The sequence below is a fragment of the Thermoanaerobacter mathranii subsp. mathranii str. A3 genome (assembly GCF_000092965.1).
In the GTDB taxonomy this organism is placed as follows: domain Bacteria; phylum Bacillota; class Thermoanaerobacteria; order Thermoanaerobacterales; family Thermoanaerobacteraceae; genus Thermoanaerobacter; species Thermoanaerobacter thermocopriae.
On sequence record NC_014209.1, the window covers coordinates 1,697,872 to 1,713,309 of the forward strand.

Below are 15,438 nucleotides of genomic sequence, written 5' to 3' on the forward strand. Positions count from 1 at the left end.
TTTCATGAAAGAATAGGAGACTCCTTTGAAAGCAAGTCTTAAAAACGCGGATGACTTTTATCTTAACTATTTTTTAATGTATAGCCATGTCCTTTACAATATCCCCCTCTCCTCTTACACGTCTCTATTACTGCTGAACTAAAATTGGATTTCCGCTTTTTGCAATTAATATTTACTAAAACGGTTTTATAATTCCTTATAATAAAACTTTATGTATATATTTTCTTTTTTAAAATTTAAAGAAAACATTCTCGGTGTTTACTATCAATGGTAATTAACGGAAATACTTTTTTTTGGAATAGTTTTCTGACAGCCGTTTAATAGTAAATAAGGTTTAAATAAAGGGTAGATAGTTAAACTCAGATATGTTTTTATTCCTGTTTATTATTATAACTAAACCATAAAATTTATAAAATTCTAATCCAGGACATTATTTTAAGTTTTTAGGACATTTTCATGTTATGGCTGTAATCTCTTGAAAATATTAAATATATAAAAAAATAGTAGTCATATAAAATATTATTTTAAATGTTTTAATTTCATATGGTTTTATTTCAAATTTAAAGCTATTCCCTTCGAAATTTATTTTGTTTATTTCATTTTCCATAAGATCACATTCAATTATATCTTTTATTTCCTTAAATAAAGTTAAGGTAACTTTTTCTCTTTTGTTTTGATATTCATATAATCTTACAATAATGTCATCACTTTCTTCTGCTTTTTTTACAGTTTCGACTATCACATTTTCTTTATCTACATTAAGTAAAGAAAATTTTTCTGGCAAACCACCATCATGTGGCTCTTCAATTTTAGCATACATTGGACAATTTAAATTATATGCCATTTTCACAGTATCCCCAACTTTCCAATCGCCTTTATGAGGATATAAAGAATATACAAATTCATGGACTTCTCTATCTACATCCTCATTGGGATAAATCGCAGATTTAAGAAGCGTAAGTCTCATCACTGAATCTTTAATGTCGTACCCATATTTACTATCATTTAATAAACTTACTCCATATCCTCCTTCAGATAAATCGGCCCATTTATGTGCAGGAACTTCGAAACGCGCATAATCCCAACTCGTGTTCCAATGCGTTGGTCTTTCTATATTTCCAAATTGTATTTCATAAGTTGCTTTATCTGCGTGTACATCAACTGGAAAAGCAACTTTGAGTAATATTTGTTTTTCTTTCCAATCTATCTTATTATAAAAATCTATTCTCGGTATATCATTATATAAATATATAACTTGTTCAATAGTTGAATCTAAAAAATTCTTCTTTATTTTAAGTGCTCCTCTCACAGGCCCTATTTCCAAAACTTCAATCTTTTCTACATTATTAATTTCCCACATTTTCTCTTGATAATAAATATTAATATCCCAGGCATCAAAGTTAATAGGTTTGTCCTCAAAAGCTTGGAGTACATTACCTTTCTGATTACTTTTAAGTACTTCTCTTTCGTTTAATTTGTCATAGATAGAAATAATATTACCATTGTCATCAAATTTAATATTGAAGAATTTATTTTCCATTTCTCTTTCATTTATTTTAATTTCACTACTTGTCTGAGATAAATTTTCTGTTTCCTTTAATGTATATACTTTATACCCCTTTGATGGAACATTTTTTGCAAAAAATATTATTTTGTTACTTTCGACTTTCTGTGAAGTTATTAATTTTTCTCCATCATACACTAAAACGTCAGACCAACTCTCAGGTAATTCAAATTCAACTATATCTGATCTTTCAAAACTGAGTTGATTAAATACAACTAAAGAAATATTTTTTAAATTAATATTAGAACATATACTATCTAAGGCAGAATTTATTATATTTTTCCCTCTAGCATTAATTTCTTCATACTGTTTTTTTGATTCTTCATAGACTTCTTTTATTGAAGAGCCGGGAAGTATATCGTGAAATTGATTAAGTAAAGTAATTTCCCAATTTTTATTAATTTCACTTTGAGGATATTCTTTTCCTCGTAAAATCATGTTCATGGTAGAAAAAAGCTCAGAATCTAAATTCAAAAATTCTATTTTTCTATTGTATTTTTTGTTTCTTGCCATAGAAGTATACGTTCCCCTATGATATTCTAAGTACAGTTCTCCTACCCATTTTGGAAGCCTAGGATTATCTTTTACATTTTTCTCTAACTGTTTAAAAAAGTCTATTGCTTTCCCCATTCTTACTTTTGGTACACCTGGTATACCTTTTGCAAGTCTCTTTCCAATTTCCAGCATCTCTTTAGTAGGGCCACCACCACCATCCCCATAGCCGTAACTATTTAAGACATAATTATTTATACCTTTTTGTTGATATCTCTGCCAACAACCCATTACCTGTGAAGGATTTAAAAAGCCATTATATGTGGTAAACCATCCTTTAGCTTCTCCTTTTACATAATCAGTAGTTGTTATAAAATGTGTTAGTATTTCTGTTCCATCTATTCCTCTCCACATAAAGGTATCATAAGGCATTTTGTTGTATTCGTTCCAACTAATTTTAGTTGTCATAAAATAGTCTATTCCACTTTTTTTAAGAATTTGTGGTAAAGCAGCACTGTAACCAAATACATCAGGTAACCATAATATTTTGTTGTCTACTCCAAATTCTTTTTTGAAAAATCGTTTTCCAAATATGATTTGTCTGACAAGTGATTCTCCTGATGTAAGATTTGTATCTGCTTCTACCCACATCGAACCTTCTGCTTCCCATCTTCCTTCTTTTATTCTTTTCTTTATTTCTTCATATATTTCTGGATGATCTCCTCTTACAAACTTATATAATTGTGGTTGACTCGAGATAAATATATATTCCGGATATTGTTTCATAAGGTTTAAAACAGTTGAAAAGCTCCTTGCTACTTTTTCTCTTGTCTGTGACAACGTCCATAACCAAGCAACATCAATATGCGTATGTCCAACGCATATCTCGATTACATCATCGTGTCCGCAATATTTTCCGTAAAACTCCCTTTCTAAATACTCATTGGCTTTATTTATAGAATTATAAAAATCTTTACTAAATGGTTTCCGGAGATCTAAAATATTAATAGCTGTCTGCAAATATTTTAAGGTATTTATATATTCTAAACTATCTTTTTCTAACAGTTTAATTACTTCCAATGGCACTTTTATATTATAATAAAGTTTTTCAATTTCTCTTTCTAAAATAGCTATCTCTGTATAAAGTTCTATGTACCCTTCTACCATCCCAGCATAAGCATATAGATCTATATCATATTTTTTCCCAACCTTTGCATTTTCACTTAATATTATTTCTCTATGATTAATATCCAATCCCTGCATTAATGTTTTATCAACATAGATAAAAAACTGGGGATTTAATGCATCCCACTGGTCTTCTCTCCCTGTTGATACCTTGTATACTACTGTTTTACCTTCAAAATTTTCGGGAATAACTATTTGTGTCTTAAACCAAAAGTGTTTATCTTTCCCTCCCCATCGATCCCCTCTTTTAAATATATTCCAATCTTTACCTTCTTCTTTTAATAACTCATAAGAATTATAATCGCATTCTTTTACCCTATAAATATCTAAAGAAACTTCATGTGAATAAATGTATTTTTGTAATTCTTTTAAAATCCGTTCTATTCTTTCAAGTTGAAAGTACATTTTTTACTCTCTCCCCTTTTAGATTGTTATATTCTCGTTTACATTATAAATAAAATTCTAAATTTATAAAATCAAATTCCCAGACATTCTTTTAAGTTTTTCAGACAATTTTAATATATTTTTTTGATACTATTTCTATAAATTCCAGGAGGAAAGCCCTCTTCTCTTTTAAAAAACTGGTTAAAATAATATTCACTAGAAAAACCTAAGCTATTGGCTATTTCTTTTATTGATATATTAGTATTTTTTAGTAATCTTTTCGCTTCTTGAAGCTTAATAAAATTTATAAATTCCTTTGTAGATTTACCTGTTTTTTCTTTTATAATTCTATTTATTTGCTTTGAACTTAAATGCATATAATTTGCTATATCATTTACTCTAAGGTCACTTGTAATATTATCTTCAATAAATTTTTTTATTAAATTAAATCTATAATCAGTTTCTTCTAGCTTTTTGGGTACAGAATAAAAATAAGATGTGCTATTCTCAAAAACTATTGCACGTACAGCCATAATTATTATCATTATAGCTAGACTTTTTATATTATTGTAAAATCCTATTTCTTGATGGTATGCTTCCTTTAGTGCTAATTCAAAATATTTCATTGAACCATAATGATCTTTTACAGGACCACATTTTGATGAATTTAATACCTCTAAGATAACATCTCCCTCAAAAAAAACACTATCGTCTGCTTTCTCAAAATCGCAATTTATGCTATACTCTATATATCGTTCTCCAGCTGAACGCTGTTCATGATAAAGTCCTGGTGCTGTAACATAAAATTCACCTTCTCTAATTATAAATTCATGATCATCAAGAATAACTAAGGAACTCCCAACTGGGACAAAATGAAATTCAAAACTAGAATGAGTATGTCTGCTAATTTCCCACTCCCCTTCCAAAGACATTACTCTAAACCATAATATATTTATTACAAAATTATCAATACTAATTTGAAGATCCAGCTTGGATAATTTTTCTGAAGCCTTAGACATATTCATAAAAATCTCACTCCTCCCAACGCAAAAATATTATTGAAAAACATCTACATTACCTCGCCTTTTAGTACTTTTTCATGATTATTATCAAATGATCTCATAATAAGTTGTAATTAATCCATTCGTTGCCCTCTATATTGCACTTAAATATATTACTTTCAAGAGATATATTGCGTAAAAAAATGATCTATTTGCCATTATATGATATTATAATAAAGGATCTATATTTCCTTTTTATATGGAATCCTGTGTTTTTCCTTCATCTTTCATATGTTCTCATACAAATTATATCTTCAGCTTTCAAATTTTTATAAAAATATTATATGGTACACTTATTGTAATACCACCTCTTAATAAATTTTATTGGTTAGTCAATTATATTAAAACCGGCATTCAGAATAAATGCGCTATTTTTAAGGATAATTTTTATCTATCCTGCCATTTATTTATAGAACCTTTAAAATAAGATCGTTATTTCATTATTGATAATTTTTTATTCCCCAGTATTTATTAGAAAAAAGAATTAATATACTGAAAAACCCACCCTAAAGGGTGGGCTTTCTGTTAATATCCTATTGAATTAGTTTTTATAGATACACTGCTTTCTTCCGCTACATAATGAGATTTAGCTTTTAGAATTATTTCTCCCGGCTTTCGTGTTGATTTTACATAAACTGCTCCTCTTCCTGCTTCTAATGCCAATGGATTTTCCCCAATCAGCTTTCCTTCACCTTCTATTTCAAATGATACTGGTATATTAGCATAAGGAAGAATAGATCCATTTTCATCTACAACACTTACAACAACCCTTGTACAATCGGAGCCATCTGCCATAATCTCATTATCATCACAAGAGAGAATTAATTTATCGGGCTTTCCATATGTCCTTAATGTATGCCTTGCTACTTCTTTACCATTTATTAAACCTACTGCAGTAATAGAAACATCATTAGCTTTTATCGCCATATCCATATAGTTAACTCCCAGTTGATTTAATGAAAATTCAAATGGCGGATATGGCAGACTTGGAAAGTCAACTCTATTAGGCATTTGCTTCATTACAAACTTATCGTTTATATAAAGTTCTATTTCTTCACAATTGCTAAATACAAGCAATTTGTCACCGTTTTCTTCTCTAAATGATGGTATTAAGTACGAAGCTATAAACACATAGGGCCCATATAAGTGAGGATCAGCCTGGCTTCTGTAAAAATGAGCTGCAAATTTTGGAAGCCTAAATATATCACAGACTCCATGATAGCATATATTGTCTCCTGAACCAAAAGCACTTGTGGTATTATAATCAAATGCACACCAGCCTGATGCACCAGCCATGTTTGGTATTCCATATTGCTTGTCTTGGATAAGAGCATGCAACCTTGCATGAGTAATAAGTCGATTAAGGTTATCATAAGATTTTGTCGGATACATGTGACCCATATATTCTGTTACCATATACTTTTTGTGATTTGGAAGTTGTATTTTGCCTTCTAAATTGTATATAAAGTCGTTATATGTAAATACATCCTCTAGCTTTTCACTATCTCTTAAATATCTAACACCACCTGTTGGTCTACTTCTGTCTAATTTATGAGCTATTTCATTCATTTCTTTATAAAAATCGTGGTCATCTAAAGACTCATTTATTCGTACGCCCCACATAAATATGCATGGATGATTTCTATCTCTTAAAATCATTTCTTTTAAATTCTCTTTTGCAATGTTCTTCCAATTTTCATCGCCTATATGCTGCCATCCAGGTATCTCTTCAAAAACTAACAAACCTATCTCATCACATCTATCCAAAAATGAAACAGCCTGCGGATAATGTGACGTCCTAACATAATTTAATCCCAATTCATACTTTAATATATCTGCATCTTTTCTTTGAACTCTATCCGGCATAGCACCGCCAACATAAGGAAAAGTCTGATGTCTGTTTAATCCTCTTAATTTTAAAGGTTCACCATTAATATAAAATTTGCCGTCATCTCTAAATTCAACTGTCCTTATTCCTGTCTTAAAAGTATAATTATCTAAAATTTCATTCTCTGCAACAAGTTTTACAGACACATTATATAAATACGGATGATCTGGATGCCAAGTTAATGGATTCTCCATCTTTATTCGCTGTACAATCTCCTTTTGCATGTCTTTAACATCAGTAACCGAAGATGAACACACAACACCTTCTTTATTTATAACCTCTGTCAATATTTTTGCATTCCTTACCTCTTTACCTTCGATGGTTGTAGTAATTGAAATTTCCGCAACAGAATTTTGCAATTTATCTACAACAAAATAAACATCTTTTATATGGGTATCATTTAAAATTTTCAGCCATACATTTCTGTATATTCCACCAAACAACATATAATCTACAAGATGACCTTCTGGAGGAATATCTTTATGTTCTCTTGAATCCACTTGTACAGCAATTAAATTTTCAAAATCGCCATATTTGACATATTCTGTAATGTCAAATTCAAAAGGGGTATATCCTCCTTTATGTTCTCCTACAAATTCGCCATTTACATAAACCTTCGCAACAGTCATAACACCTTCAAAATGAATATAAACCTTTTTCCCTTTATATCTCTCATCTACTTTAAAATGTTTTCTGTACCATGAAACAAACCTGTAGTCTTCTTCTTTAAAATAGTGGTGAGGAAATGTTTTGTTTGCATGAGGAAGACTAACAACTTCAAAATTGCTCTCATCAAAATCAAATTTATATGCATCATTTAAGTCTTCAGGAATATATAGCCAATCTACATTAAAATTCAATACATCTCTACCCATCTTTTACGCCTCCTTTTTAAAATGCATCATAACACTTTGAAAATCTCCTTCCAATTGTGGTATTGCAATGCCTGCATACATAAGCTCATCACCACCATACACTTCACCCGTATCTTGCAATGCATATTTGTAATCGGGGTTTAAAGCCTTTAAATAAATCCTTTTTATCGTGTCATTAGGAGTTGCCAAGACTTTAAAGTAAAAAGCCACAAATTCAGTTTTTTCTTCATTAATAAACATCCATGCTGTTTCATTTCCTTCAAAAGGACTTAATAATCTGTAAAAATCTCCAAATTGAATCAATTTTCTTATCTCTTTGTACTTTTTAACATATTTTTTAGCAAGGTCTTTTTCCTCTTCACTAAGCTTTGTTAAATCAAGCTCAAATCCAAAATTACCTGATATCGCCACATCAAGACGAGTCTTTAAAGGAGTTATTCTATGAACTTGGTGATTGGGCACAGCAGACACATGGCTTCCCATTGAAATAAGAGGATAAACTATACTTGTACCATACTGTATTTTAAGTCTTTCAACTGCATCTGTATTATCACTAGTCCAAGTCTGGGGCATATAATAAAGCATTCCAGGGTCAAAACGACCGCCACCACCAGCACAACTTTCAAACAAAACATCAGGAAACCTTGTCGTTATTTCTTCTAATATTCTGTAAAGTCCAAGAATATATCTGTGAGCAGTTTCTCTTTGTCTTTCAGGAGGCAAAAGTGCAGAGCCTATCTCTGTCATATTTCTATTCATATCCCATTTTACATAACTTATGTTGGCGCTTTCCAAAATATCTGACACTACTTTTATAATATAATCTTGTACATCTTTGCGCGACAAGTCTAACACAAGTTGATTTCTGCTTTCACTTCTCGGCCTATTAGGTACATGTATACACCAATTGGGATGCTCTCTATAGAGGTCACTATCAGGAGACACCATTTCTGGTTCCATCCATAATCCAAATTTTAAACCTAAAGAATTTATCTCTTTTGCAAGACCATCCAAACCACTTGGAATCTTTTCTTTATTTACAAACCAATCTCCCAGTGAAGAATTGTCAGAATTTCTCTTTCCAAACCATCCATCGTCAAGAACAAACAATTCAATACCCAAATCTTTAGCTTCTTTAGCAAGTTCTTTAAGTTTTTCTTCGGTAAAATCAAAATAAGTAGCTTCCCAATTGTTTATAAGAATTGGTCTTTCTTTGTCCTTAAATTTACTTCTCATAAGTCTATTTCTGTACAGTTTGTGATAGGTATTTGACATTTTATTTAAGCCACTATCCGAATAAACCATAACCACTTCTGGTGTTTGAAATGTTTCACCTGGTTTTAAAAGCCATGAAAAATCAAATGGATTAATTCCCATAGAGACTCTCGCCATCTTATATTGATCCACTTCTACTTGTGCCAAGAAATTGCCACTGTAAACAAGGCTAAATCCATAAACATCTCCATGCCATTCATCAGCGTCTTTCCTTAAAAGTGCTATAAAAGGATTTTGCTGATGGCTGCTTGCACCTCTTCTGCTTTCAATAGACTGAACTCCAGGAGTAAGTGGTCTTCTTATAACATGTCTTTCTCTCGCCCAAGCCCCTGACAATTGAAGCATGTCAAACTTATCATCATTAAAATCAACATTCATAGACAAAGCTCTTAACAATTTTATGTCTTCTTTTCCCATGTTTTCAAATCTCACTGACCTTGTGATAACATCATAATCTCTAAATGCTGTGTAAATTAAAGTTACTTTTAAATTTGCTACTTTATCATATAACTCTATTTCAAGAGTATCAGCTTCATCTTCATTTTCAACATAAGTAGCCGGAAGCCCTTCTAATTTAGGCTTACCTTTATAGATTTTGTGAGATAAGTACCTTAGATCAGAAACAGTAGAACCATTTTCAAGCTGAATTTGATATGCAGGACTTCTAAAATCAGTATTGCCATACGCAGGATATTCTTGTGGCATTACCTCAAATGAAAAATTTTTCCTTTGCTCCACAACTGATACATATACTTTTTCTACTTCAGAACTTAAATGAATAGTACTTTCATCTTTTATCCTTTTGCCAAAATAAACATGAAACAGATGACCATAAGTACTCACATATACTACATAACTTGTATCCTTTGCTACAAGGTGAAACGTTCTTGTTCTTTCATCATAATATATAGCCATTTTGGTTGGGTAAAACCCATTCCCTCCTTTCTTAAAAAATCAAGACCTATTCTAACATTGAGTATTTTATTGTTTTACTGCTCCAGTCATACCTTGCACGAAATATTTCTGTAATGCAAAAAATATAATTAGGGTAGGTAATGTAGCTATCACAATTGCGGTCATAATAACTCCATATTCAGGAAAATATGCAGATGACAAATTAGATATCAAAAGAGTCATTGTTTTTTGATTATCTGTTTGAAGCACTATAAGTGGCCATAAATAAGAATTCCAACTTGTTGTAAAAGAAAAAATTGCTGCTGCAGCATAAGTAGATTTCATCGACGGTACCACTATAGAAAAAAAGGTCCTTATTTCACTTGCACCATCAACACGTGCTGCCTCTATGATTTCTTTAGGAAAAGATTTAAAACTTTGTCTGAAAAAGAATATTATAAAGACTGATGCAATACTTGGCAAAATCACTCCAGCATGGGTATTTAAAAGTTTTAGTTCCACAATCAATCTAAATAAAGGAACCATAAGTGCTGCAAATGGTACCATCATTGTTAAAAGTATTATTCCATAAACAATTTCGCGGTTTTTGGAACTATATATTTCAAACCCATATGCTGCCATCGATGCTACTATTAAAGTACCAATCACAGTTAGACCTGATACCTTTATTGAATTTAATAATATCCTACCTAAATTGTATGAGGTATTGAGGGTAATTAAATTATGAATTAATTGATTGCCAAAAGTCATTTTCCCTTTTATCACATCAACAGCACTATTTGTCATACCTACTATCATCCAGTAAAACGGAAATACAGAAATTATAAACATAATAATTAGAAAAGCGTATATGATAATTCTGAATAAAAATTTTTTTGATTTCAATTTTTCTCACCTGCCACTTTAAATTGAATAACAGTAAGTATAGCTGCAAAAAACACTATAACATAAGATACAGCAGCAGCATATCCAAAATTGGGCATATATTTGAATGCAAGATTATAAATATACACAGATAACGTAAGTAACGAATTTCCTGGACCTATACTAGAAGCCGTTACACCACCACTTGATAGATTCATAGGTTCATCAAATAATTGTAAAGTTCCTATCGTTGACATGATAGTTGTGAAAACAATAATAGGTTTAAGCATTGGAATAGTTATATAAAAAAATTGCTGTATTTTATTTGCTCCATCCATTTCTGCTGATTCATATATCTCATATGGAATATTTTGTAGCCCTGATAGGTAAAAAACCATATTATATCCTGTCCATCTCCATGTCATCGCTATAATAAGTGTAACTTTTGCCCAAAAAGGATCCAATAACCAAGGAACAGGTTCCTTTATTATATGTAAATTTATCAAACTTGTATTTATGAAACCATCCAAGCTAAACATCATTTTGAATAAAACAGAATATGCAACAAGTGAAGTAACTGCAGGTAAAAATATACCTGTTCTAAAAACACCTCGAAATTTAATACTTTTATCATTAAGAATGGTGGCAAGCACTAATGCTAAAAAAAGCATTATAGGCACTTGTATTATCAAAATCGTAAAAGTATTTTTCAAAGCTATCAAAAACATTTGGTCATTAAAGAGTCTTAAATAATTATTTAATCCAACAAATTTTTGTACAATGCCTCTAGAAGACATAGTAGAAAGATATAAAGAATAAATTATTGGATAAAATAGAAAAGTTATAAGCAATATTAACGCTAAAAATGTGAAGCCCCATCCATATCTGTTTAAAATTCTTTCATAGCTAACATTTTTGCTTTTTAACGGAGTTTGTGCTTCATTTCCAACCATAAATTATTTCACCCCTTATTTAATCCGAGGAATAGCAATTAAAGCTAATTGCTATTCCTCATTCCATTTTTAAATCTAGGTAATTATTTATTGGTTAATCTGATTTTTCAATTGTTCTTCTGCCTTTTTCAAAGCATCATCCACAGATATTTTTCCTGAATATACATCCGGCATTATACCCATGATTGCTGAATCTGCTTCATATGTGTATACACCATAATTTACTGGAGGAATTTTTTTCATATATTCCGATAAATCTGAATATATTTTTTGATTACCGAAAAATGGATCAGGTGCAGAGTAAGCATTTCCTGTCTGAGCAGGCAAATAAGTAGCAAATGCTCCTCGTTCTACAAGTATTTTTTGGTAAAAATCATTATTTCCCGCATATATTTCTTTAAGAAAATCTATTGCGACATCTTTATTTTTAGAACTATTAATCACATACCAGCTTGAACCTCCAAGATTAGAAGCATTAACTGAGCTACTAATGTTTAAACGTGGCACGGGAGCAAGTCCCCATTTTCCACTTTGGCTTGATTCCGCTTTAATTGAGCCAATAATCCAAACGCCCGTAACAACTGCAGCTATATCTCCTTTGTTAAAAGCAGCAACCCATTCATTCCATCCACTTACCTTTTTTATTATCCCTGAGTCTAATAAGTTTTTGTAGGTTATTACTGCTTCTTTCAATGCAGGGTTATTTGTAAAATCAGGTTTTCCCTCTTTGTCAAAATACCATTCCCCAGCAGACTGAAGCATTATTCTCATCAACCCACCATCTACGGGATCAAAGCCAAACATATATTTCCCTGTTTTTTCCTTTACTCTTTTGCCAATCTCTATGAATTGGTCCCAAGTTATATTATTTAAATCTTCCGGTTTATATCCTGCTTGCTCTAATATATCTCTTCTATAGAAAAATCCAGCAACCCCTGAATCAAATGGAACACCATACGTCCTTCCATTGAGAGTCATAAGTTCTACTTTATATTTTGCAAATTTACTATAATCAATTTTATCTGTTAAATCTGCAAATGCACCTGGATATGCTTGAAGATATTTCTGTGCATTATAGTCTTCTATTAACACTATATCAGGTAAACCTTCTTTAATTCCCGACGCAAGAACTGTATTTAATTTTTGTTCCAAATCACCTTTTGCCATTTCTACAACATCAATTTGCACATCAGGATGTTCTTTAGTGTAAATTGCTTTTGCATCATTCATTATGGCAATATTAAAATTGGGGTCCCATGCCCATACAGTAATCTTTTTTGTACTAGACGTCGCTGTATCTGATTGTTGATCAGAGTTTTTAGAAGAAGTCGAGCCGCCTGAGCTTCCACATCCTGTAAATAAAATTGTGAACAGAAATATAACTGAAATAACATAAGCAACGAGCTTTTTCATAAACTTTCCTCCTTTAGATAATTTTCTCTTCACACATTAATATAAAGTCGTCTTTAAAATGTTTCACCCTCCTTTCATCTTGGACTAGATTTATAATGATAAGATTCATAGATAACGTTGTCAAATATTACAATAACTTTGAGTTTTTGAGTTAATTGAATACTAAGCAGACTTTATTAATTATTTTAATATAATATATTTGACATATCGTTGGAAATCCTGCCTGATTTATCGACTTATTTAAAACATTTTTATTTTGCTTTGTATATTTTACATAAAATTTATATCATTATATCAGCATATTAGACAGGTTTTTACTTTTATGTAGGCAAGTTTATTTTTTATTTTAATTAACTCCTATATTATATATTCGACGTAAATTCAAAAATTCCTTCTTGTAAACCGTAATTTATTAAAATTTTTTATAAACTTTTTGTTGCCCAAATTTTACCTTTCACAATATTTTTTTGCAATTTCATCAAACAAATCCTCATTTACATCCTTTACATTTACATTATTGTAAAGCTCCCATTCTTCAATATGCTCAACAGCTTCACCTGGTTGTAATCTTGTAAATGGACTTAATGTTTCTATTTCAAGCATCCAATCGTTTGTGTATGTTTCAAAAGATACACCAAAATCAGGATATATCGCATTTTGTTGTGGGTAATATCTTTTTACAAATAAATGCCCTTCTCTCGCATAAGCAGCCCAACCAGCTTCATTATTAATTCCTAATTTGAAAGGACTTTTATTGCTAGGATTTTGCCTTAATGCAATGTATTTTTCTCCCCAGTATACTCTTTCGTCATTCATTTTAGAATAAGGCCAGAGTACAATTTGCCTATTTGGAAGTAAATCTGTATCTTTGTTTGGCTGAGGTATTATTTCTATTCCTCCTGTATTTAATACTGTTATTGTCCATGCTGAAAGCTCAATAGGCCATGCTCCAAGATTAGTTATCCTGTGTACAAGCCTTACTCTACTCTCATCAGGACTTAAGATTATATCGATTTGCTTTTGTGTGTTAACCCATTTTTCTGGCTTTTGAATAAGTCTCACACCGTTTTCTATTTCGTGCCAATCAACTGGTTCATTGTCTGGCACATACGTCCTCTTTCTGTCTTCAGGACTATGCCACAGTCTGTGACCACCGTAAAACCTAAATTCGTTACCTCCTTTTAAACCAATAGTTTTAGGGTCTAAGTTAAATTCGTTTACATCATTTTCAAAACCAAATCTGACAATTCTGGGTCCTATATCAGTAGTAGCAACAACGTCAATGATTCCATTTGACAATTTAACGCTATTTTCCCATCCCAAAAAGTTTACTTTTTCAATTTTTATTGCCATAGTCATCCTCCATCCTTTCTCACAAAACTTCATCCATAACCATATTAGCAGCGCCAATTAAAGTAGCATTATCCCCCAACTCAGCAAAAGCTATGCTGCATGAGGAATATGAATTTTCAAAAGCCCTCTTCTTAGTCGTTTCTCTCATTATATCTTCAAAAAAACTCCGTCCTTGAACAATCCCTCCTCCTATTAAAATAAGTTCAGGATTAAAAGTGTTTATTATGTTTGCAATCCCTATCCCTAAGTATCTCCCGATAGTTTCTAATGAATTAATCGCTAATTTGTCATTCAATTTTGCAGCCTCATAAATCATTTCTGGTGTGACACTGTCGAGTATTCCTTTTGCCATCTGGTATACAATAGAATCATTTCCTTCTTTGATAGACTTAACGACTAAATTAACAAGAGCCTTTTCCGACGCTAATGCTTCAAAACAACCGTAATTGCCACAGCTACACTTAGGACCTGCTACATCAATAGTAGTATGACCTATTTCCCCTGCACTATCATTATTACCTATATATAATCTTCCATTTATCAATATCGCGGAACCTATTCCATAGCCTACTTTTAAAAAAATCATGTTTTCAACTTCTTTAGCTTTTCCCATTTGAAACTCGCCCCATGCCATTGCTCTAACGTCATTCATGATATAGGTAGGGATCTCAAACTTTTCTTCTATCATCGCCTTTAAAGGCACGTTTCTCCATCCTATGTTAGGCGCAAATACTGAAATACCCTCTTTTGTCTTAACAGGACCCCTTACCACAATTCCTATTCCTGATATATTGTTTGGAGATTCTTTTATCGCTTTATCAAGAGTAGACATCAATAGCTCCAGTACTTCTTGTTCTTTTAAACCTTTTATAGAATGTGTTTGCTCGCTTTTTCTATTGAGCTCGGCATCAAGAGTGTATTCATGTAAATTATTGGTGCTTATGTGAACAATAATAATTGTCATAAATTCTGGATTTATTTTGATAAGCACAGGAGGCCTGCCGCCATTTGACTCTCCAACCTTATATTCAACAACTACTCCTTCTTCAATAAGTTTGTTTACAATGTTAGTTACAGTTGGAGGTGTTAAATTTGTCTCTTTTGCAATATCTGCTCTAGATATTGGCCCCATTTTTCTTATAATATCTAAAATAAGCGATTCATTCATGCCTTTTAATAATTTGTAGCTAACAGGTATCAAGTTTGCCATTAACAT

The 15,438-nt window shown here is 31.4% G+C and carries 9 protein-coding genes; all 9 read right to left on the reverse strand.

Annotated elements, in window-relative coordinates; translation table 11 throughout:
- Positions 1-484 precede the first annotated feature (484 nt).
- Positions 485-3,646, reverse strand: a complete 3,162-nt coding sequence (locus TMATH_RS08520; RefSeq protein ID WP_013150638.1) for an alpha-mannosidase — start codon at positions 3,644-3,646, stop codon at positions 485-487.
- Positions 3,647-3,756: 110 nt separating this feature from the next.
- Positions 3,757-4,650 carry an AraC family transcriptional regulator gene (locus TMATH_RS08525; RefSeq protein WP_012995680.1) on the reverse strand — a complete coding sequence of 298 codons (894 nt, stop codon included), beginning with the start codon at positions 4,648-4,650 and terminating at the stop codon, positions 3,757-3,759.
- Between the two features lie 561 nt (positions 4,651-5,211).
- Positions 5,212-7,449: a glycoside hydrolase family 2 TIM barrel-domain containing protein gene (locus TMATH_RS08530; RefSeq protein WP_013150639.1), complete on the reverse strand. Its 2,238-nt coding sequence runs from the start codon at positions 7,447-7,449 to the stop codon at positions 5,212-5,214.
- 3 nt (positions 7,450-7,452) lie between these two features.
- Positions 7,453-9,639, reverse strand: a complete 2,187-nt coding sequence (locus TMATH_RS08535; RefSeq protein WP_013150640.1) for an alpha-galactosidase — start codon at positions 9,637-9,639, stop codon at positions 7,453-7,455.
- A gap of 66 nt (positions 9,640-9,705) precedes the next feature.
- Positions 9,706-10,524, reverse strand: a complete 819-nt coding sequence (locus TMATH_RS08540) for a carbohydrate ABC transporter permease (RefSeq protein WP_013150641.1) — start codon at positions 10,522-10,524, stop codon at positions 9,706-9,708.
- On the reverse strand, positions 10,521-11,456 hold the full coding sequence (locus TMATH_RS08545; protein WP_013150642.1) for a carbohydrate ABC transporter permease: 936 nt from the start codon (positions 11,454-11,456) through the stop codon (positions 10,521-10,523). Before TMATH_RS08545 ends, TMATH_RS08540 begins: the two co-directional genes overlap by 4 nt.
- Before the next feature lie 87 nt (positions 11,457-11,543).
- Positions 11,544-12,869, reverse strand: coding sequence for an ABC transporter substrate-binding protein (locus tag TMATH_RS08550; RefSeq protein WP_013150643.1), 1,326 nt, complete (start codon positions 12,867-12,869; stop codon positions 11,544-11,546).
- Positions 12,870-13,316: 447 nt separating this feature from the next.
- A complete protein-coding gene (locus TMATH_RS08555; protein ID WP_012995686.1) occupies positions 13,317-14,222 on the reverse strand; it encodes a TTE1925 family mutarotase in 906 nt (301 codons plus the stop codon).
- A 19-nt stretch (positions 14,223-14,241) separates the two neighbouring features.
- The gene (gene galR, locus TMATH_RS08560; protein ID WP_012995687.1) at positions 14,242-15,432 is read right to left on the reverse strand and encodes a transcriptional regulator GalR; all 1,191 of its coding nucleotides are present in this window, start codon (positions 15,430-15,432) and stop codon (positions 14,242-14,244) included.
- Between the last annotated feature and the right edge of the window lie 6 nt (positions 15,433-15,438).